This window comes from Sphingomonas sp. OTU376, assembly GCF_038440415.1.
In the GTDB taxonomy this organism is placed as follows: domain Bacteria; phylum Pseudomonadota; class Alphaproteobacteria; order Sphingomonadales; family Sphingomonadaceae; genus Sphingomonas; species Sphingomonas kyeonggiensis_A.
This window is the reverse complement of record NZ_JASATQ010000049.1, coordinates 24,953-42,227: the sequence shown is the minus strand read 5'-3', so window position 1 is coordinate 42,227 and position 17,275 is coordinate 24,953. Positions and strand designations below refer to the sequence as shown.

24 protein-coding genes are annotated in these 17,275 nt (G+C 67.8%); 10 read left to right on the top strand and 14 right to left on the bottom strand.

From position 1 onward, the window contains the following. Positions 1-194: 194 nt before the first annotated feature. The 5 genes from AAHM44_RS18180 to AAHM44_RS18160 are packed head-to-tail and all read left to right on the top strand — an operon-like array spanning position 195 to position 2,210. Entirely contained in the window at positions 195-389 is a 195-nt protein-coding gene (locus AAHM44_RS18180) for a hypothetical protein (RefSeq protein ID WP_269574316.1), read from the top strand. Then, positions 386-601: a hypothetical protein gene (locus tag AAHM44_RS18175; protein WP_269574317.1), complete on the top strand. Its 216-nt coding sequence runs from the start codon at positions 386-388 to the stop codon at positions 599-601. Before AAHM44_RS18180 ends, AAHM44_RS18175 begins: the two co-directional genes overlap by 4 nt. Before the next feature lie 36 nt (positions 602-637). Continuing rightward, positions 638-1,288, top strand: a complete 651-nt coding sequence (gene gmk, locus AAHM44_RS18170) for a guanylate kinase (RefSeq protein WP_184170200.1) — start codon at positions 638-640, stop codon at positions 1,286-1,288. Between the two features lie 23 nt (positions 1,289-1,311). Next, positions 1,312-1,872, top strand: a complete 561-nt coding sequence (locus AAHM44_RS18165; protein ID WP_269574318.1) for a hypothetical protein — start codon at positions 1,312-1,314, stop codon at positions 1,870-1,872. Beyond that, on the top strand, positions 1,872-2,210 hold the full coding sequence (locus AAHM44_RS18160) for a DUF1428 domain-containing protein (protein WP_269574319.1): 339 nt from the start codon (positions 1,872-1,874) through the stop codon (positions 2,208-2,210). Before AAHM44_RS18165 ends, AAHM44_RS18160 begins: the two co-directional genes overlap by 1 nt. On the opposite strand, the gene AAHM44_RS18155 is transcribed toward AAHM44_RS18160, so the two are convergent. The 7 genes from AAHM44_RS18155 to AAHM44_RS18125 all read right to left on the bottom strand — a co-directional run bounded on the left by AAHM44_RS18155 (position 2,207) and on the right by AAHM44_RS18125 (position 6,949). Next, complete coding sequence (locus AAHM44_RS18155; protein ID WP_269574320.1) at positions 2,207-2,884, bottom strand: ATP12 family chaperone protein; 678 nt, start codon at positions 2,882-2,884, stop codon at positions 2,207-2,209. The genes AAHM44_RS18160 and AAHM44_RS18155 overlap by 4 nt on opposite strands. Then, positions 2,881-3,114 (bottom strand): hypothetical protein, encoded by a 234-nt coding sequence (locus AAHM44_RS18150; RefSeq protein WP_269574321.1) that lies wholly within the window; start codon positions 3,112-3,114, stop codon positions 2,881-2,883. The genes AAHM44_RS18155 and AAHM44_RS18150 overlap by 4 nt, the downstream gene beginning before the upstream one ends. Then, the gene (locus AAHM44_RS18145; protein WP_269574322.1) at positions 3,111-3,770 is read right to left on the bottom strand and encodes an HAD-IA family hydrolase; all 660 of its coding nucleotides are present in this window, start codon (positions 3,768-3,770) and stop codon (positions 3,111-3,113) included. The genes AAHM44_RS18150 and AAHM44_RS18145 overlap by 4 nt, the downstream gene beginning before the upstream one ends. After that, the gene (locus tag AAHM44_RS18140; RefSeq protein WP_342250854.1) at positions 3,767-4,369 is read right to left on the bottom strand and encodes an FMN-binding negative transcriptional regulator; all 603 of its coding nucleotides are present in this window, start codon (positions 4,367-4,369) and stop codon (positions 3,767-3,769) included. Before AAHM44_RS18140 ends, AAHM44_RS18145 begins: the two co-directional genes overlap by 4 nt. After that, complete coding sequence (locus AAHM44_RS18135; protein WP_269574324.1) at positions 4,369-5,670, bottom strand: RluA family pseudouridine synthase; 1,302 nt, start codon at positions 5,668-5,670, stop codon at positions 4,369-4,371. Before AAHM44_RS18135 ends, AAHM44_RS18140 begins: the two co-directional genes overlap by 1 nt. Continuing rightward, a complete protein-coding gene (gene crcB, locus AAHM44_RS18130) occupies positions 5,667-6,044 on the bottom strand; it encodes a fluoride efflux transporter CrcB (RefSeq protein ID WP_269574325.1) in 378 nt (125 codons plus the stop codon). Before crcB ends, AAHM44_RS18135 begins: the two co-directional genes overlap by 4 nt. Before the next feature lie 170 nt (positions 6,045-6,214). Next, a complete protein-coding gene (locus AAHM44_RS18125; RefSeq protein ID WP_342250853.1) occupies positions 6,215-6,949 on the bottom strand; it encodes a hypothetical protein in 735 nt (244 codons plus the stop codon). A gap of 149 nt (positions 6,950-7,098) precedes the next feature. On the opposite strand from AAHM44_RS18125, the gene AAHM44_RS18120 reads away from it, so the two are divergent. Continuing rightward, a complete protein-coding gene (locus tag AAHM44_RS18120) occupies positions 7,099-7,692 on the top strand; it encodes an SOUL family heme-binding protein (protein ID WP_184170171.1) in 594 nt (197 codons plus the stop codon). Positions 7,693-7,738: 46 nt separating this feature from the next. Further along, positions 7,739-7,960, top strand: a complete 222-nt coding sequence (locus tag AAHM44_RS18115; RefSeq protein ID WP_269574328.1) for a hypothetical protein — start codon at positions 7,739-7,741, stop codon at positions 7,958-7,960. Positions 7,961-8,171: 211 nt separating this feature from the next. Here AAHM44_RS18115 and AAHM44_RS18110 read toward each other — a convergent pair whose 3' ends face one another. Then, positions 8,172-8,705 carry a glycine zipper 2TM domain-containing protein gene (locus AAHM44_RS18110; RefSeq protein WP_269574329.1) on the bottom strand — a complete coding sequence of 178 codons (534 nt, stop codon included), beginning with the start codon at positions 8,703-8,705 and terminating at the stop codon, positions 8,172-8,174. Positions 8,706-8,800: 95 nt separating this feature from the next. Then, positions 8,801-9,625 carry a class I mannose-6-phosphate isomerase gene (locus tag AAHM44_RS18105; RefSeq protein WP_342250852.1) on the bottom strand — a complete coding sequence of 275 codons (825 nt, stop codon included), beginning with the start codon at positions 9,623-9,625 and terminating at the stop codon, positions 8,801-8,803. Positions 9,626-9,779: 154 nt separating this feature from the next. Here AAHM44_RS18105 and AAHM44_RS18100 point away from each other — a divergent pair, with 154 nt between their 5' ends. Both AAHM44_RS18100 and recN read left to right on the top strand, forming a co-directional pair. Continuing rightward, positions 9,780-10,595 carry an outer membrane protein assembly factor BamD gene (locus AAHM44_RS18100; RefSeq protein WP_184170162.1) on the top strand — a complete coding sequence of 272 codons (816 nt, stop codon included), beginning with the start codon at positions 9,780-9,782 and terminating at the stop codon, positions 10,593-10,595. A 48-nt stretch (positions 10,596-10,643) separates the two neighbouring features. After that, positions 10,644-12,305 carry a DNA repair protein RecN gene (recN, locus tag AAHM44_RS18095; protein ID WP_342250851.1) on the top strand — a complete coding sequence of 554 codons (1,662 nt, stop codon included), beginning with the start codon at positions 10,644-10,646 and terminating at the stop codon, positions 12,303-12,305. On the opposite strand, the gene AAHM44_RS18090 is transcribed toward recN, so the two are convergent. Continuing rightward, on the bottom strand, positions 12,302-13,117 hold the full coding sequence (locus AAHM44_RS18090; protein WP_342250850.1) for a hypothetical protein: 816 nt from the start codon (positions 13,115-13,117) through the stop codon (positions 12,302-12,304). The two genes, recN and AAHM44_RS18090, sit on opposite strands and share 4 nt — an antisense overlap. Before the next feature lie 69 nt (positions 13,118-13,186). Continuing rightward, complete coding sequence (locus AAHM44_RS18085; protein ID WP_184170153.1) at positions 13,187-13,468, bottom strand: TM2 domain-containing protein; 282 nt, start codon at positions 13,466-13,468, stop codon at positions 13,187-13,189. Positions 13,469-13,705: 237 nt separating this feature from the next. Here AAHM44_RS18085 and AAHM44_RS18080 point away from each other — a divergent pair, with 237 nt between their 5' ends. Then, positions 13,706-14,080 carry a hypothetical protein gene (locus AAHM44_RS18080; RefSeq protein WP_269574333.1) on the top strand — a complete coding sequence of 125 codons (375 nt, stop codon included), beginning with the start codon at positions 13,706-13,708 and terminating at the stop codon, positions 14,078-14,080. Positions 14,081-14,319: 239 nt separating this feature from the next. Here the strand turns inward: AAHM44_RS18080 and AAHM44_RS18075 are convergent, their stop codons facing one another. The 3 genes from AAHM44_RS18075 to tgt form a co-directional block, all read right to left on the bottom strand. After that, a complete protein-coding gene (locus AAHM44_RS18075) occupies positions 14,320-15,357 on the bottom strand; it encodes a cell wall hydrolase (protein ID WP_342250849.1) in 1,038 nt (345 codons plus the stop codon). A gap of 118 nt (positions 15,358-15,475) precedes the next feature. Beyond that, positions 15,476-16,105: a cation transporter gene (locus tag AAHM44_RS18070; protein ID WP_269574335.1), complete on the bottom strand. Its 630-nt coding sequence runs from the start codon at positions 16,103-16,105 to the stop codon at positions 15,476-15,478. Positions 16,106-16,126: 21 nt separating this feature from the next. Then, positions 16,127-17,257, bottom strand: a complete 1,131-nt coding sequence (gene tgt / locus AAHM44_RS18065; RefSeq protein ID WP_342250848.1) for a tRNA guanosine(34) transglycosylase Tgt — start codon at positions 17,255-17,257, stop codon at positions 16,127-16,129. Positions 17,258-17,275: the final 18 nt, after the last annotated feature.

The window sequence follows — 17,275 nt, the reverse complement described above, 5'->3', positions numbered from 1 at the left end:
CCCCCCCCCCCCCCCCCCCCCCCCCCCCCCCCCCCCCCCCCCCCCCCCGGCGCCCCCCCCCCCCCCCCCCCCCCCCCCCCCCCCCTTTCCGTATCGCGAGCATTCTACCCACCCCTGCCCCCTCCCTTCCAGGGAGGGGAACTTCAGCCCTTCTCAATCGCTTGCTCTTCGTAACCACTTACGACGGAGCAACCATGATCGGGGACGCAATCGCAGGCTGGATCGGCAACCGCATCGACCGTGCGGACGGTGAGGGCGGGACGCTCGGCGCGATCGCCGGGGTGCTGACCTGGAAGGCGGCGAAGAAGATCGTGCCCGCCGCGATCGTGATCGGCGGCGCGGCCTATGCCTATCACCACTTCACCAGGGGCCGACAGGAAGCCGCATGATCGGCAAGCTGCTCGCCGCCTTTATCGGCAACCGGATCGACCGCTCGGATGGCAAGGGCGGCGTGAAGGGGGCGCTGATCGGCCTCGGCGTCGAGCGGCTGCTGGTGCGGATGGGGCCGGTCGGCTGGGTGCTGGCGGCACTTTTCCTGGTGTTGCGCTTCGTCTGGCGGCTGATTTTCCCGAAACGGAAGGTCCGTTACGTCCGGTCCTAGCTTGACGGGGGAGCGACTCCCACGCCAAAGGCACCCATGCCCCATTCCACCGAGACCGACCCGCACGGATTCAAGCGACGCGGCGTATTGTTCGTGCTGTCCTCGCCTTCCGGCGCCGGCAAGTCGACGATCGCGCGCAAGCTGCTTGCCGCCGACGAGCATCTCCAGATGTCCGTTTCCGTCACCACCCGCGCGATGCGGCCGGGGGAAGTGGACGGCGTCGACTATCATTTCGTCGATCTCGAGCGGTTCCGCGAAATCGCGAACAACCATGAGTTCCTCGAATGGGCGCATGTGTTCAACCACCGCTACGGCACGCTGCGCTCGACCGTGGAGGAGATCCTCGACTCGGGCCGCGACGTGCTGTTCGACATCGACTGGCAGGGCGCGCAGCAGCTGTTCCAGCTGGCCGGCGGCGATGTGGTCCGCGTGTTCATCCTGCCGCCGTCCTTCGTCGAACTGCGCCAGCGGCTGGTCAATCGCGCGACCGACTCGATCGAAGTGATCGACGCCCGCATGGCGCGTGCGGCCGCCGAAGTCAGCCACTGGGACGGCTATGACTATGTGCTGGTCAATGACGATGTCGACCAATGCTACCGCTCGGTCCACACGATCCTGAACGCCGAGCGGCTCAAGCGCTCGCGCCAGACGGGCTTGATCGGATTCATCCGCGGGTTGATGAAGTAACCTTCCCAACGGGGGAGGTTATGATGGCTAGACTGTTGCTCGGCGGAGTCCTTGGTGGGCTCGCAATGTGGCTGGTGGGCTTCATCTTCTGGGGTACGCCCCTCAGCCTGCTCGCGCTTTCCAAGACGGACGATGCCGCGAGCGCGGCGCTTCATGCGGCGCTGGCGCAACATCTCGGGCCCCTCGGCACCGGCGCCTATCCGGTGCCCTGGTCCTATACGCCCGCAGGCACCGCGCTCTACGGCCAGGGACCGGTGGCGATGATCCTGTTCAACCAGCATGGCTTCGCGGCGTTCGACGCGAGCGCGCTGTTCGGCGGGCTGATCCTCGCCATAGTCTGCGTGCTGGTCGCGGGCTTCGCGCTGCGCCTGGTGGCAGCGAGCCTGGACTTTGCCGATCGGCTGAAGCTGGTCGCGATCATCGCGGTGGCGGTGACCGCCTATTCGGATCTCGGCCAGCCGATCTTCAACCACGCGCCCTGGGGCTATTTCACCTATCTGTGGATCAGCGACGTGGCGAGCTGGGTCGCGGCGGGGGCGGTGCTCGCCTGGGCGCTGCCGCGGCCGGTGCCGACGAGCGCCTGATGTATATCTGCGCACTGGTGATCCCGGTGCCGGAGGCGAAGCGCGAGGCCTATCGTGCATGGGCCGAGCGGGGCGCGGCGATCTTCAAGGCGCATGGCTGCGTGTCGATCACCGAGGCCTGGGAGGATTTCGTGCCCGACGGCTCGGTGACCGACTTCCGCAAGGCGGTAGCGGCCGAGCCGGGGGAGAAGATCGTCATCTCCTGGCAGGTCTGGCCCGACAAGGCGACGCTCGATGCCGCCGAGGAGGCGATGCACGCAGACGGCAGCCTGGAGGTGGAGGGAGAGATTCCCTTCGATGCCAGGCGGCTGATCCTGGGGTGCTTCCGGGAGCTTTAGAGCAGCCCGAGGAACTTCACCCCCGCCATGAACTCCGCGCGGCGGTTCTCGCGGGCTTCGAGCGCAAGCGCGTCCTCGCCCCACAGTTCGGCCTGCCACAGCTCGTCGACATGCGCGGCTTGCCACAGGGTCTCGGCTTCGACCGCGCCCTTGAGCAGCGCCAGCGCGCCGACCAGCGTGCCGCTGACCGTTACCACCGGCGACAGGCCGGCGAGGCGGAAGGCGTCGAGCGCGTGCACCGCTTCGGACAGCCGGGCGAGCGTGGCTTCGGGCTGGGGCTTGTGCATCACGCCGGCGGTGGTCTCGAAATGCACGTCATAGCGGCCGCGCGCCCAGTCGAGCAGCGGGTCCCAGGCCTCGGCCTGGCGCTCGACCAGCTGGATGGGATCCTCGGCCCGGTAATAGAGCAGGTCGCTTTCCCCATAGGCGGCGAGGCCGGCGGCGAAGGTCGCGGTGTCGGGCGCTATCCGGTCGATCGCGGCATTGGCGAGGCCGGTGAGCGGCATCGCGCGGGGATCGATCGTCTCGCCCACCGCGCGCCATTCCTCGGCCACCGCTTCGGCAAGCGCGGGAGTCGGCAGGGCGAGGGGCGCGCGACCCGGCGTGCGCACCGGCTTGCCGTCGAGTGCCACCTGGCCATTCTCGACGGTAACTTCCTTCCAGAAACGCTTCATGCTTCGGGTGTTGCCTCCACGGGGGTCTTCCAGCGCCGGGCAAGGAAGCGCGGCACCACCGCCATGAAATAGAGCGAGGCGAGCAGGATGGCACCCCCGAACACGGTGACGCCGTAATTCTGCGCGCGCCCGGCGATCAGCAGGCCGAGCACCGCGCCGGCGGTGCCGAGCATGTTGAGCGCGACGATCATGTAATAGCGCTTGCGCGCCAGCTGCTCGGCCTCGGTCATATCCGCTCCAGATGCGCGAAGAGCTGGCTGGCGTGGTCGGCGAGCCCATGGGCGCCGGCGCCGAGCAGCTCCTCGGATGTGTGGTATCCCCATAGCACACCAAGCGCATGCGTGCCAGCGGCACGGGCCATCGCCATGTCGAAGCTGGTGTCACCGATCATCGCCGTGGTCTCGGGCGCGGCACCGGCCTCGGCGATGGCAAGCTCGAGCATCGCGGGGTGCGGCTTGGACGGATGGCGATCGGCGGTTTGCAGCGTGATGAAGCGGTGCCGGATGCGGTGATGCTCGAGGATCAGGTGCAGCCCGCGATCGGACTTGCCGGTGGCGACGCCGAGCAGCCAGCCGGCGGCGTCGAGCGCTTCGATCGTCTCGAGGATGCCGTCGTAGAGCGGTTCGGGATCGAGCGCGGCGCTCGCCCGCATCGCGTGGAAGGCGCGCTTGTACTCCTCGGCCATCGCTTCGTGCAGTGCCGGATCGGCCTCGGGCAGCAACTGCGCGATGGCGGGAACCAGGCTGAGCCCGACGATGCGGCGGATGGCGTTCCGATCGGGCGGATCGAGCCGGTGCGCGGCGAAGGTCGCTTCCATCGCGCGGCAGATATTGGCCTGCGAATCGACGAGTGTGCCGTCGCAATCGAATACGGCGAGGCGGTTCATTTCGCGCCCCGCATCAGCGCGGCCATCGCGCGGCGGCCCAGGGCCTCAAGCGCATCGGCGGCGGCGAGGCGGGCGGCATCGGGCTTGTTCTGGCCGAGCTTGAGCGTGCCGCGCCAGGCCTGGACCTGCAGCCGATAGCCGGTGATCGCAGTCAGCATCTTGGCGATCTTCGCGGGATCGACCTTGTCGCGCTTCCATTCGGGCTTGGGCGCGAGGCGGCGCTCCTGCTCGTGCGCAAGCGCATCGAGATGCTCGAGCAGCCCGGCATCGTCCATGCGGGAGACGTTCCCCTCAAGCTCGACCGCGACATAGTTCCAGGTCGAGACTTCGTCCGGGCCCATGTCGTACCAGTCGGGGCTGACATAGGCGTCCGGCCCCTGCAGGCTGAACAGGGCGGTGGCGCCGTCGAGATGCTTCGCGATGCGGTTGCCGCGCGAGACGTGGAAGGCGAGCGTATCGTCGTCGAGCCAGACCACCGGGACATGCGCGACGCGTGGACCCTCGGGCGTCGATGCGAAAAGCGCGCCGAAGCCGATGTCGCGGACCAGATCGCGGATCGCCGGGCGGTCTTCCCAGCGGAAGGCCGGATGCGGGTGCATCAGCGGCTCCGCGGCGGGCCGCTGCGTCCGCCGCCGGGCTTCGCACCACCACCACTGCGCGGGCCGGGCCGGGCGCCGGGCTTGCCTGCGGGCTTGCCGGTGGCGGGCTTGCGCGCGCCGGGCTTGGCGCTACCGGGCTTGGCCGCGGGCGCCTTGCGGGTGCTCGGCTTGCCGCCGCTGCGGGGTGCGGGCTTGTCGCCGGTCGGGCCTTCGCCGCGGCCGCGCCGCTCGCCTCGACGCTCCTTGCGCACCGACTTGGCATGCGCGCGGGCATTGGCCTTGAGCTGTTCCTTCGTCATCGGCGGCGGACCGTCATCGAGGTGGAGCGCATCGCCCTCCGCTTCCTCGAAGCCGAGCGTACGCAGCGATTCGGCGAAATGGTGCGGTAGCGATGCGCGCACGTCGATCCGCTCACCATCGGGATGATCGACGCGGAGGCGGCGGGCGTGGAGATGCATCTTGCGGCTGATACCGCCCGTCAGGAAGGCTTCGGCCCCGCCATATTTGCCGTCGCCGACGATCGGGAAGCCGATCGCCGCCATGTGGACGCGCAGCTGGTGAGTGCGCCCGGTAAAGGGCTGGAGCTCGACCCAGGCGGCATGATTGCCGGCGCGCGCGATCACCCGGTAGCGGGTGCGGGCGGGCGAGCCCTCCTTCTCGTCGACATGCATCTTCTCGCCGCCGGTGCCCGGCTGCTTGCCGATCGGCAGCTCGATCATGCCGTCCTCGATGCTCGGCACGCCGACGATCAGCGCCCAATAGACCTTGCGCGCGGTGCGGCTGGAGAAGCTCTTCGAGAAGGCCGCCGCCGCGCGGGCGGTGCGGGCGACGAGCAGCGCGCCCGACGTATCCTTGTCGAGCCGGTGGACGAGCTTGGGCCGGCTCTCCATGTCGTACTGGAGCGCATCGAGCAGCTCGTCGACATGCTCGGTGGTCTTGGTGCCGCCCTGGGTGGCGAGGCCGGGGGGCTTGTTGAGCACGAATGCCGCATCGTCCTGGTGGATCACCATCGAGCGGGCGAAATCGATCTGCTCCTCACTCAGATTGACGACGCGCACGCGCTTCGGACGGCCGGGCTTGTCCGGCGCCGGCGCCTCGGCCGGAGGGACGCGGATGACCTGGCCCATCGCGACATGGTCGCCGGGCTTGGCGCGCGCACCGTCGATGCGCAGCTGACCGGTGCGCGCCCAGCGGGAGACCAGGTTGAAGCTGGTATCGGGCAGGTGCCGCTTGAACCAGCGATCGAGGCGGATGCCGTCGTCATCGGGCTTGACGGTGAACTGGCGGACGGCGTCTGTCATGGAAGGGCTCGCAAAATGCTGAGGCCGGCGAACAGCGCGAGGGCGGAACCGACCACGGAGGCAAGGATATAGCCCAGCCCCATGCCATAGTCGCCGCGCTCGATCATGTTCATCAGGTCGAGGGTGAAGGCAGAGAAAGTCGTGTAGCCGCCAAGCAGGCCGACGCCGATCAGCAGGCGCCATTGCTCGCCGCCCTGGCCGATCTTCGCCAGCGTGCCGGCGAGCATGCCCATCAGGAAGCCGCCGATCAGGTTCACGGCCAGCGTTCCCCACGGATAGTCGGGCCCGAACCAGCCAAGCGTGAGCTTGCCGGTAAGATAGCGCGCCGCGGAACCGAAGGCGCCGCCGAGCATGACGAGAAGGATGGGGGGCATCCGCAGCGGTTAGCGCGGAATCGGGGAGAGGGGAACCTTGCTGTTGATCACCCTGTCCACTTCGTCATGCTGAACTTGTTTCAGCATCCAACTTTCCCCCGGCGATGTTGCTTGAGGCACGTTGGGCCCTGAAACAGGTTCAGGGTGACGATGTGCTTTGAACAGCGGGCTTAGATCCCGTTGTTGGCGACCATGTCGATGTCCGTGCCGCCATCGGGGCGGGTGGTCAGGAACAGGACGTACGCCCCGCCATCCTTGTCGCGGGTGCCGCCCAGGATGTGCTCCTTGCCGTCGACCTGATGTTCGCCGGTGTACCCGCCGCGGATCGCCTTGGTGTAGTACCAGTCGAGCATCACCTGCATCGGCTGGGGCGATGAGAAGCTCACCACGCGCAGCTGGCACTGGCCGGCGGTGCTGCCGGCGGCTTCGGTGACGCGGGCCTGGGGATAGAGCGGCAGGTCCTTCGGCAGGCGCTGCGCCCATGCCGCCGCATATTGCAGCGAGGCGGCGCACTGGTTGCTCTTCGGATCCTTCTGGCGGGCGGCGAGACCGCCGAGCGTGACCGCATCGCGCGCGGCAGAGCACTGGGTGCAATCCTTGGTCGCCTGGGTCGGGGCGGGGGTCTTGAGCAGCTGGCCATTGTCGATCTTGCTGCCGTTCGCCGCGACATTGTCATTGGGCACGCCGCCCGAATAGGGCTGGGCGGGCGGGCGGATCGCGTCGCCATTGGCCTGGCGGCCGAGCTGGGGATCGACCATGATCTGGCCCTGCAGCGCGCTGGCCAGCGCCGGATCGGCGGCATTGCCGCTCTCGGTATCCGAAACATCGCCCAGGCTGCCATTATTGCCGCATCCCGCGAGCGCGAGGGGCAGGGCAAGCAACAGGACATTAACGCGGCGGGCCATCTTCACACGCTCCTTTGGCGCGAGGTTATGCCGAAGGAGGGTTAAGGAAGGCTTTGGGAAGCTGGATTTCCATCCACAGCCGCGTTAACCATAAGCGGAACCCCGGACGGATCGTGTGCGTATTTGGCCGAACGATCGAAGGGTTATGCATGCAGCTCAACGCGAAGATGATCGGCGCCGGCGTGGCCGCCGCCGTTGCTGCCGGTGTCGGATATGTGCTGCTCCACAAGCCTGAGGAAGAAGCCCGGTTCAGCACCGTGACGCGCGACGGCGCGATCAGCGTACGCGACTATCCTGGCCTGCTTGTCGCCGAAGTGGTGGTGCCGGGGCTCCGCCAGGCGGCGCTGTCGGTCGGCTTCACCCGGCTGGCCGATTATGTGTTCGGCAAGGACCGCGGTGGCGGTCGGCTGCCGATGACCGTGCCGGTGCTCTCCGATGGCGACGAGGACGGGCGCGGATGGCGCACGCGTTTCCTGATGCCCGCTGATGTGGCGATCGAGAGCCTGCCCGATCCGGAGGCTGGCGTCCGGCTGCGCAAGCTGCCTGCCCGGCGTATCGCCGCATTGCGCTTTGCCGGGGTGGACAGCGAAGGCGCGTTCGATGCGCATGAGGCCGAGCTTCGCGCCTGGATCGGGCGCAACGGGCTGAGCGCGGCGGGGCCGGTGGAACATGCCTTCTACAACTCGCCCTTCACCCCGGCGGTGCTGCGCAGGACGGAGATCCTGATCCCGCTCGCTGCCTGACTGTTGTATGTTGATAACACACTCGCGATAGGGTATAGCTTCGCACATGCTGAACCTGCTCTCGATCCTCGTGGGCATCATTGCCCTGCCGCTGATGCTGATCGCCCTGATTCCGCTGCTCGGGTGGCTCAACTATCTGGTGATTCCGATCGCCGTGGTCGGACTGGCGCTCGGCGCGCTTTCGGACTCGAATTCGGGGCGCAACCTCAACATCGTCGTGGCCGGCGTCGGCTTCCTTCGCCTCTGGCTGGGCGGCTTCATCTTCTGATTTCGTCGCGGCGGGCGGCGCGGGCCTTCGCTCCATCCGCCCCCCCGGCCTTGTGCGGGGGTCCACGGTGCCTCGTGTCCTGCGTTCCAGCTTCTTGGCCGGCATTCGCCTCCCGGTGGACCCCGGCACAAGGCCGGGGTGACGAGGGAGCACGCAAAAGGGCCCGGCGTTTCCACCGGGCCCCTCTCTGCCTGCGTGGCAAGCACGTTGCTTAGCGGCAGCGAACCTCGCCGCGGTCGACCGACGAGCCGAGCGCTGCACCCGCGGCCGCGCCGAGCAGCGTGCCGAGCGTGGCGTTGCGGCCGTTCGACAGCGCGTTGCCGAGCAGACCGCCGGCGACGCCGCCCACGATCAGGCCGGTCGTGCCATCCGAGCGGCGGCAATAGTAACGCCCGTCATTGCCGCGATAGATGCGGTCGTTCCGGCTCAGGCGGCGCTCGCGATAATAGCGGCCGTCGCGATAATAGTCGCCCGGGTTGTAATAGCGCTCGCCCGGGGGCAGGCGGTTATAGTCGTAGTTGCGATAGCGACGATAATCGCGGCGCCATTCGCGATCGTCGCGACGCTGGGCATTGTTGATGTCGCGGCGGCAGTCGCGCAGCTCGCGGCGATACTCGCCCCGGCTGTCCGAATTGCGCAGGTCGTGGCGGCAATCGGCGCGCGCCTCGCGCTCGTTCCAGCCCTGGGCGGCGGCAGGCGTCGCGAGGGCGGCCGCGGCAACCGCGGCGGCGAAAAGGATACGCATGGAATCTCTCCTTGTTTTCCCGGGCAACCAACGTGCCGGGCGGAGAGCGGTTGCGTGAACGGGAAACTACTTCCCGTTCACGCGGGAGCCATGGATCAGATGCGCGTTTCGCCCGGATAGGCGAAGAGCAGGTCGCTGCCGACCTCGGCGTGGAGATCGGCGCTGCCCTCTACCGTGAGGCACTGGCCGGCCTCGAACGCCACGCCGTCGACGACGCCTTCGCCGCGCAGCGGGATCAGCCAGCCGGTGGTGCCCTCGGGTACAGTGAAGGTGCGGTGGCCGCCCTCCCAGCGCTCGAGCACGAACTTGGGGCCTTCGACCAGGATATTGCGGTCATCGCTCACGCGGCCCGGCATCGGGTGCGGCACGTACGGCACCGCATCCGAAACGGCGACGCCCTGGTCGAGATGCAGCTCGCGCGGACGGCCATAATCATAGAGGCGATAAGTGGTCTCGCTGTTCTGCTGCACCTCGACCAGCGTGATCCCTGCACCGATCGCGTGGATCGTGCCCGAGCCCGAATAGAAGAAGTCGCCGGCCTTGACCGGCTTCCAGTCGAGCAGATGCTCGATCGAGCCGTCGAGCGCGGCGGCGCGCAGCGTCTCGTGGTCGACCGGCGCCTTGGTGCCCAGCGCGATCGTCGAATCGGGTTCGGCGGCCAGGATCACCCAGCATTCGTCCTTGCCACGCGGCAGGCCCACGGCCTGAGCCTGCTCGTCGGTCGGGTGGACCTGGACCGACAGCTTCTCGCTGGTGAACAGGTATTTGATCAGCAGATCGGGCGCGCTGTTGCCCGGCGTCTGGAACCAGATCTCGCCGACCGGCTCGCCATCGGCGGCGGGATCGGCGAAGCCCGGCCACAGGGTGTGGCGACCCCAGGGCTTCTCGACGCGATGGGTGGCAAGCAGGGTAGCGGTCACAATTTCCCTCGTGAAAAACGGTTCTGTATCGGAACGCGCATGCCCCCTCGAGGCTCCCGCCGCAATTGCTGATTATGGGTGGCTCCGGCAATGACACAATGACGCCGCGAAAAGGATTGTTTGAAGCCACGGGACCGCGCTAAGACCCCCGCCCATGCGTACTTCCACCACTCGCGCGCTTGCGCTCTCCCTGCTTCCGGTTCTCGCGCTCTCGATGGCCGGTTGCGCCAAGAAGAGTGGCGGCAAGGACCTTCCCTATGTCGCGCGCGACGTCGGCACGCTCTATTCCACCGCCAAGCAGAAGCTCGACCAGCACCAGTACAAGCTGGCCGCCGCGCTGTTCGACGAAGTCGAGCGTCAGCACCCCTATTCGGTCTGGGCGCGCCGCGCGCAGCTGATGGGCGCGTTCAGCTATTATCTGAACCGCGACTACACCGAATCCATTTCGTCGGCACAGCGCTTCCTGGCGGTGCATCCGGGCAACCGCGACGCGCCCTACGCCTATTATCTGATCGGCCTGAGCTATTACGAGCAGATCAGCGACGTGCAGCGCGACCAGAAGATCACGCAGCAGGCACTCGATTCGCTGGGCGAGCTGACCCGCCGCTACCCGAACACCAAATACGCCGCCGATGCGCGCCTGAAGATCGACCTTGTCCGCGACCACCTGGCCGGCAAGGAAATGGAGATCGGCCGCTTCTACGAGACGCGTGGCCAGTGGCTCTCGGCGACGCTGCGCTTCCGCACCGTGGTCGATCAGTATCAGACCACTACCCACGTGCCCGAGGCGCTGATGCGCCTGACCGAGAGCTATCTGGCGCTCGGCGTGCCGGAGGAAGCCGAGAAGGCCGCGGCCGTGCTCGGCGCCAACTATCCGGGCACCGACTGGTATAGCCACGCCTACAAGCTGATGCAGGAAAACAAGGGCAAGGTGCAGCAGGCCCAGGCGGCGACCAAGCCCGCGAGCTGATGCTCGGGGCTTTCGTTCTCGTTAAGTTCCTGCGATAGGAGCGGGCGCATGCTTACTGCGCTGGCTATTCGCGACGTCGTCCTGATCGAGGCGCTGGACCTGGAGTTCGGCGCCGGCCTTGGCGTGCTCACCGGCGAGACCGGGGCGGGCAAGTCGATCCTGCTCGACGCGTTGGGCCTGGCGCTCGGCGCGCGCGGCGAGACCGGGCTGGTGCGGAACGGCGCTGCGCAAGCCGTGGTGACGGCTAGCTTCGAGGCGCCGGCGCGGGACGGCGAAGTCGCCAATATCTTCCACCAGAATGGCTTGGAGCTGGAGCCGGGCGAGCCGCTGATCGTGCGGCGTATCGTCAAGGCGGATGGCGGCAGCCGGGCGTTCCTCAACGACCAGCCGGCCTCGGCGGGGCTGTTGCGCGAGCTGGCGCCGCATCTGGTCGAGATCCATGGCCAGCATGACGACCGCGGCATGTTGAATCCGCGCGGGCACCGGGCGCTGCTCGATGCGTTCGGGCGCTGCGAGGTTGGCCCGGTGGCGATCGCGCACAAAGCGTGGCGCGATGCCGAGGCGGCGCTGGCGGTGGCGCGAGCCGAGCAGGACGTCGCCGAGCGTGACCGTGAGTGGCTCGAACATGCCGTGGGCGAGCTGCGCGCGCTGGCGCCCGAGGCAGGCGAGGAGGAAATGCTCGCCGAGCGGCGTGCCTCGATGCAGCGCGGCGAGAAGATCGCCAGCGAGCTACAGGGCATTGCCGAGTTGCTCGATGGCTCCGAAGGCGGGCTGAGCCAGCTGCGCCAGGCGGCGCGGGTGCTCGAGCGGATTGCCGGCGACCATGAGGCACTGGCCGAGGCGCTGGCCGCGATCGACCGCGCGATCACCGAGGCGGCCGAGGCGCAGGACCGGGTGGACGTCGCCGCCGAGGCACTGGCCTATGATCCCGCCGCGCTGGAAGCAGACGAAACACGGCTGTTCGAGCTGCGTGGGCAGGCGCGCAAGCATCGGGTGCAGCCGGATGCGCTGCCTGCCCTGCTCGAGGAACTGGCCGGGCGACTGGACCGCGTGCAGAGCGGTGGAGCGGGGATCGCGAAGCTGGAAGCGGCGGTGCACGAGACGCACGCCGCCTATGCCGATGCCGCGAAGACGCTCTCGGCCAAGCGCGCGCTGGCCGCGGCGCGGCTCGATGCGGCGGTGATGACCGAACTCAAGCCGCTCAAACTCGACGCAGCGCGCTTCCGCACCATGGTCGAGCCGCAGGACGAGGCGAACTGGTCGAGCTTCGGCATGGACCGGGTCGAGTTTGAAGTCTCGACCAATCCCGGCGCGCCCTTCGCGCCGCTGGTCAAGATCGCCTCGGGCGGCGAGCTGTCGCGCTTCATCCTGGCGATGAAGGTGGCGCTGGCCGAGGAAGGCGGGGCGCGGACTTTGATCTTCGACGAGATCGATCGCGGTGTCGGCGGAGCGGTGGCGAGTGCGATCGGCGAGCGGCTGGCGCGGCTGGCAGATACCGCGCAGGTGCTGGTGGTGACGCATAGCCCGCAGGTGGCGGCGCGGGGTGCCCAGCATCTGCTGATCGCCAAGAGCCATGACGGGACGGTCACCCGCACCGGGGTAACGCCGCTGGGTGCCGGGGAGCGCCGCGAGGAAATCGCGCGGATGCTGTCGGGTGCGGAGATCACCGACGAGGCACGCGCCCAGGCCGAGCGGCTGATCGCCGCCTAGGCGGTTGCAACCTCCGGCAGATGCGGTGCGCGTCCGGCCATCCAGCCGGCCGCGGCAATGCCCACCCCCGCAATCCCCGCCGCCAGCGCAAGCGGCAGGGGCGGCAGCACGGCAAATTCCACCAACAGGTGCCGCCACGCCGCCATCGGGCCGACGAACTGGAATAACACGCCCCCCAGCACGGTCGCAGCCCCCGCGACAAAGAAGGGATGGCCGTGCCGTGCGCTGCCGAGCGCCAGGCTGAAGGCGATCGCGGCGGTGATCGCATTGCCGAGCTGGAAGCCGATGTCCAGCTTCCAGAAGTCGGCAGGGCCGTTGATCGACAGCGGCGGCAGGATCGGGGCCAGACGGCCGAGGATCGGCGGCAGCAGGAAGATCACGGTCGCCAGCATGTAGCGCGCGTGGAACTGCACGGTCCGCCGGGTGCGCAGCGCCGAATAATAGCACCAGGCAAAGGCAGCGACCGAGATCATGTCGATCCAGGCCAGGCCGGGCGCGTACATGGTGTAGAAGGGCGAGGGCGGATCGGCGAAGCGCTGCGCCATGCCGAGGAAGATCATCGATCCGCCGGCCAGGAACAGCGGGAACAGCGCCAGGCTGGCCGCGCCCAGGGTGCGGTGCAGTGCATTGTTGCCGGAATGAATCAGCCAGCTCTGCGCGACGAGCAGCGCCAGCCACAGCGTAGCGGTGATGCCATGCGCATGCATCTGCAGCGGCGCGGTGCCGATCGTTGAGAGATAGCCGGGCCAGAAGGCCAGCGCCGCTAGCGGAAAGATCGCAAGCAGATACCAATGGGCATGGCGATACGGCATGTGGTGGCTTCCCCCTCAGGAAGCCTGCACAGTATCGCAGATATTGGCCGCGTCAACGCCGCGCGGGTGTCAGGCCGTAGCCAGCCGGCGCATCATCTCGTGGCGGATCTCGTCCTTCTTCTCGCGGATCATGCCAGGGATCAGGAACAGGTCGATCAGCAACCAGACGAAGCCGATCACCACGAAATAGGACAGGATCTGGAGGATCGCCGACACCGGTCGGCCCAGATAGAAGCGGTGGGCACTGACGAACCACAGGAACAGCCAGAAGAGATAGGCGACCGCGATGCTGGGCGCGTCGTTGGTTACGCGCTGCTCGACCAGCGTCAGTTCGGCAATCGAAAGCGACATCCCAATCCCCCGAGATACTTGCGAGGAATCTAGGGCAAGCGACCGGCGCGTCAATCGATTCCGCCGACGCTCCGGTCGCCGCGAGAGGGACTCGCTTCCCCGAACCTGAACGGAACCCGCGGCCGCGCGACAGCTTGCGACACAAAAGCGCGGGGATCGGGACAGGCATGCGACAGGCGGTCCCCATAAAGGTTCCAGGCCGCAGGGACGGCCCGGTTTTTGAAGAGGAGCGTAGACATGAAGAAGTTCACCCTGATGCTCGCCGGCCTTGGCATCGCCGTTTCGGCTGTTCCGATGACCGCCGCGATGGCCGCACCGCATCCGGCGCCCGCCTTCCAGGCATGGCAGTCGATCAATGGCCGCCAGGCGAACCTCGAGGCCCGTATCAACCAGGGCGTGCGTTCGGGCGCTCTGAGCCGCAGCGAGGCGGCTCGCCTCCGTGCCGAGTTCGCCAGCCTCAACCGGCTTGAGGCCCAGTATCGCCGCTCGCGCCCCGGCCTGACGCTGGCCGAGCGCCGTGACCTGGACCGTCGCTTCGATGCGCTTTCGGCGCGCATCCGGATCGAGAAGCACGATCGCAACGACCACCGCGGCCCCGGCCGTCGCTGGTAAAGGCTAGCGGGTTCCCCTTTCCCGGCCCCCTGGGGGAACCTGACAGGACGGGCTCCGCCGCAAGGCGGAGCCCGTTGCCGTTTGGGGAGCGGCGGCGATGTTCAGAGCCGAGGCCATCAAGGCCTGGCGTCACCCTGAACTTGTTTCAGGGTCCAACTATCCACGAACGATATCGCCGGAGGAGGTTTGGATGCTGAAACAAGTTCAGCTTGACGGTGAAGGGTGAGTTGTCGACCCACTCAGCGCAGCGGCTTGCCGCTGTCCTTCCACTTGTCGAGGATCTGCGACTCGCCCTGGTCCATCGGCGATGTGCTCGGCACGGCCTTGGGCACATAACCGCCGAGCGGCGTGCCGCTCTGGGCATAGGCCGGCTGGATCGTCTCGCGCGGGGTGGCGATCGGGGTGGATGGCTTGGCCGGGAGCGCCGTTGCCATTGCAGGCACCGGTACGACCGGTGCTATCGCATCGGCCAGGTCGATCCGGGCATGCGGTTGGGGCAGGGGCTCGCCGCCCCGATAGGCCTGGCGGAAGGCGGCGGCGGTGCCCCACCAGCCCTTCCAGCGATGGAAGAAATGCGCGCCGAACACCCCGGTCATCACCAGGCTGCGGTTCCAGGACGGGGTAACGGCATAGGTGTGATAGTGCGTCGCCTCGCCCACCGCGCCGAATACCTGGCCGGAAAGCGCGGCGGCGGCGACCCTGGCGGCGCGGTCCCAGGCCGAGCGCATCGGCGCACGGGCCATGGCGCCGTCACAGGCGAAGCTGAACTGGCAGCCGCGCTTCTCCGATCCCTGGAACACCACGCCGCACACCGTGGCTGGAAAGGCGGGGTGGCGCACGCGGTTGAGGATCACCTGCGCCACCGCGCGCTGGCCGTCGCTCGGCTCGTTGGCGGCTTCGTAATAGATCGCGGTGGTCAGGCATTGGAGCGCGCGCGCCTTGTCCACGCCGCTGCCGGCGAGGTGGAAGGGCAGGGCGGGCTGGATCGATCCGTCGACCGGTGTGTCGAGCGCATCGGCGGGGATCGGCATGTCGGGAAGCGCGGTAGTGCCGGTCGTACCCGCGCTCACCGCGGCATCGTCATCGACGGCATAATAGAAGGCGGCGCCTGGGAAATGATCCTCGGCTTCATAGCCGACGGCCACCGGCTTGGGATTCGCCTTGGGCTTGGTGTCGGGGGCGAGCGCCTGGGCGGAGAAGCCTGCGCCGATCAGCGACGCGACGATTGCCGCTGCGATCCCCCGCGCCTGCATCTTCGAGAAACGCCGCCAGAACACGCGTGCCCAACCCCGTACGGGCCCCTTGCCCGGGCGTGGCTATAGTCGATTTCGGGCCCCCCCGCGCCCCCGGATTTTCCCATGTCCTATGGCGAAACACTTGATGGTAAAGGTAATTTTAACCATGCGAGGTGCGCAGTACCGGCAGCGCGCTGCGGATCACGCCGAATGCCGAACGCAGGAAAAGGGCAGCGATGGCTGCGCCCACCAGTATGTCTGGCCAAGGCGAGGCAAAGATCGCAACGCCGCCCGCCGCTACCAGCACACCGATGTTCGACACCACGTCGTTGCGTGAGCATTCGAAGGTGCTGGCCATGTTCACGTCCTGCGCGCGGAAGCGCCACAGCAGCCGCAGGCAAAGCAGATTTGCGGCCAGCGCCAGCGTACCGAAGCCGAGCATCAGCGTGGAGGAGGGCGGGATGCCGCTCCGCAGCTTGATCGCGATGTCGATCAGGATGCCGATCCCGAAGGCGAGGATGAACACGCCCTTGGCCAACGCCGCGCCACCCTTCCACCGGTCGCTGCGGGCCAGTGCATAGAGGCTGAGCCCATAGACCAGCGCGTCGCCGAGCATGTCGACCGCATCGGCCATCAGCGCCGCGGAGCCGGCGATCACGCCGGCGCCGAACTCGAGGAAGAACATCGTCGCGTTGATCGCCAGCACGATGGTGAGCACCCGGCGCTGCTCGGCCTGGACGGCGAGGCGCTCAAGTTCCTTTCCCTTCGCGGAGCAGCAATGTTCGGCCATGTCGAACCTCCCGCGGCCAGCCTAGGCCTTGGTGCTGTAATAGGAAGCGCGGAACCCGTTGGCGAACTCGGTGAGCCGGCCTTCGCCAATGGCCTCGCGCAGGTCCTGCATCAGCACCTGGTAGAACCAGATATTGTGCTCGGTCATCAGCATCGCGCCGAGAATCTCGCCGGCGCGGACGAGATGATGGAGATAGGCGCGGCTCCAGGTGCCGCAGACCGGGCAGGGGCAGGCGGGATCGAGCGGGCCCTGGTCCTCGGCGAACTTGGCGTTGCGGATGTTGATCGGGCCGGTGCGGGTGAAGGCCTGGCCGGTGCGCCCCGAGCGGGTGGGCAGCACGCAATCGAACATGTCGATGCCGCGCTCGACCGCGCCGACGATGTCGTCGGGCTTGCCCACGCCCATCAGGTAACGCGGCTTGCTCGCATCGAGCTGGCCGGGTGCATAGTCGAGCACGCCGAACATCGCTTCCTGGCCCTCGCCAACCGCGAGGCCGCCCACGGCATAGCCGTCAAAGCCGACATCGAGCAGCGCGTCGGCGGAGTATTTGCGCAGCCCCTCGTCGAGTGCGCCCTGCTGGATGCCGAAGATCGCATTGTGCTCGGCATGCTCCTCGGCGGCGAAGAAGGCGTCGCGGCTGCGCTTGGCCCAGCGCATCGATCGCTCCATCGCAGCGGCCTGGACTTCGCGGGTCGAAGTGGTGGGGACGAGTTCGTCGAACGCCATGGTGATCGAGCTGCCGAGCAGGCGCTGGATCTCGATCGAGCGCTCCGGCGAGAGCAGGTGGCGGGTGCCGTCGAGGTGCGACTTGAAAGAGACGCCCTCCTCGCTGCGGGTGGTCAGGTCGGCCAGACTCATCACCTGATAGCCGCCCGAATCGGTGAGGATCGGGCGATCCCAGTGCATGAACTTGTGCAGCCCGCCGAGCCGCGCGACGCGCTCGGCGCCGGGGCGCAGCATCAGGTGATAGGTGTTGCCGAGGATGATGTCGGCGCCGGCGGCGCGCACGTCCTGCGGCTTCATCGCCTTGACGGTGGCGGCGGTGCCGACCGGCATGAAGGCAGGCGTGCGGATATCGCCGCGCTGCATGGCGATGGTGCCAAGGCGCGCCTTGCCGTCGGTGGCGTGGATGGTGAACTCGAAACGGGACATGCGCAGGGCCTTGCCCCC

Excerpts from the sequence above, each read along its gene's own strand:
- AAHM44_RS18125 (WP_342250853.1), bottom strand. The coding sequence starts at position 6,949 with ATGGCCCGCCGCGTTAATGTCCTGTTGCTTGCCCTGCCCCTCGCGCTC.
- gmk (WP_184170200.1), top strand. The coding sequence starts at position 638 with ATGCCCCATTCCACCGAGACCGACCCGCACGGATTCAAGCGACGCGGC.
- AAHM44_RS18175 (WP_269574317.1), top strand. The coding sequence starts at position 386 with ATGATCGGCAAGCTGCTCGCCGCCTTTATCGGCAACCGGATCGACCGC.
- AAHM44_RS18180 (WP_269574316.1), top strand. The coding sequence starts at position 195 with ATGATCGGGGACGCAATCGCAGGCTGGATCGGCAACCGCATCGACCGT.
- AAHM44_RS18145 (WP_269574322.1), bottom strand. The coding sequence starts at position 3,770 with ATGAACCGCCTCGCCGTATTCGATTGCGACGGCACACTCGTCGATTCG.
- AAHM44_RS18165 (WP_269574318.1), top strand. The coding sequence starts at position 1,312 with ATGGCTAGACTGTTGCTCGGCGGAGTCCTTGGTGGGCTCGCAATGTGG.
- AAHM44_RS18100 (WP_184170162.1), top strand. The coding sequence starts at position 9,780 with ATGCGTACTTCCACCACTCGCGCGCTTGCGCTCTCCCTGCTTCCGGTT.
- AAHM44_RS18115 (WP_269574328.1), top strand. The coding sequence starts at position 7,739 with ATGCTGAACCTGCTCTCGATCCTCGTGGGCATCATTGCCCTGCCGCTG.
- crcB (WP_269574325.1), bottom strand. The coding sequence starts at position 6,044 with ATGCCCCCCATCCTTCTCGTCATGCTCGGCGGCGCCTTCGGTTCCGCG.
- AAHM44_RS18155 (WP_269574320.1), bottom strand. The coding sequence starts at position 2,884 with ATGAAGCGTTTCTGGAAGGAAGTTACCGTCGAGAATGGCCAGGTGGCA.
- AAHM44_RS18135 (WP_269574324.1), bottom strand. The coding sequence starts at position 5,670 with ATGACAGACGCCGTCCGCCAGTTCACCGTCAAGCCCGATGACGACGGC.
- AAHM44_RS18080 (WP_269574333.1), top strand. The coding sequence starts at position 13,706 with ATGAAGAAGTTCACCCTGATGCTCGCCGGCCTTGGCATCGCCGTTTCG.
- AAHM44_RS18150 (WP_269574321.1), bottom strand. The coding sequence starts at position 3,114 with ATGACCGAGGCCGAGCAGCTGGCGCGCAAGCGCTATTACATGATCGTC.
- AAHM44_RS18070 (WP_269574335.1), bottom strand. The coding sequence starts at position 16,105 with ATGGCCGAACATTGCTGCTCCGCGAAGGGAAAGGAACTTGAGCGCCTC.
- AAHM44_RS18160 (WP_269574319.1), top strand. The coding sequence starts at position 1,872 with ATGTATATCTGCGCACTGGTGATCCCGGTGCCGGAGGCGAAGCGCGAG.
- AAHM44_RS18085 (WP_184170153.1), bottom strand. The coding sequence starts at position 13,468 with ATGTCGCTTTCGATTGCCGAACTGACGCTGGTCGAGCAGCGCGTAACC.
- AAHM44_RS18090 (WP_342250850.1), bottom strand. The coding sequence starts at position 13,117 with ATGCCGTATCGCCATGCCCATTGGTATCTGCTTGCGATCTTTCCGCTA.
- AAHM44_RS18140 (WP_342250854.1), bottom strand. The coding sequence starts at position 4,369 with ATGCACCCGCATCCGGCCTTCCGCTGGGAAGACCGCCCGGCGATCCGC.
- tgt (WP_342250848.1), bottom strand. The coding sequence starts at position 17,257 with ATGTCCCGTTTCGAGTTCACCATCCACGCCACCGACGGCAAGGCGCGC.
- recN (WP_342250851.1), top strand. The coding sequence starts at position 10,644 with ATGCTTACTGCGCTGGCTATTCGCGACGTCGTCCTGATCGAGGCGCTG.
- AAHM44_RS18110 (WP_269574329.1), bottom strand. The coding sequence starts at position 8,705 with ATGCGTATCCTTTTCGCCGCCGCGGTTGCCGCGGCCGCCCTCGCGACG.
- AAHM44_RS18120 (WP_184170171.1), top strand. The coding sequence starts at position 7,099 with ATGCAGCTCAACGCGAAGATGATCGGCGCCGGCGTGGCCGCCGCCGTT.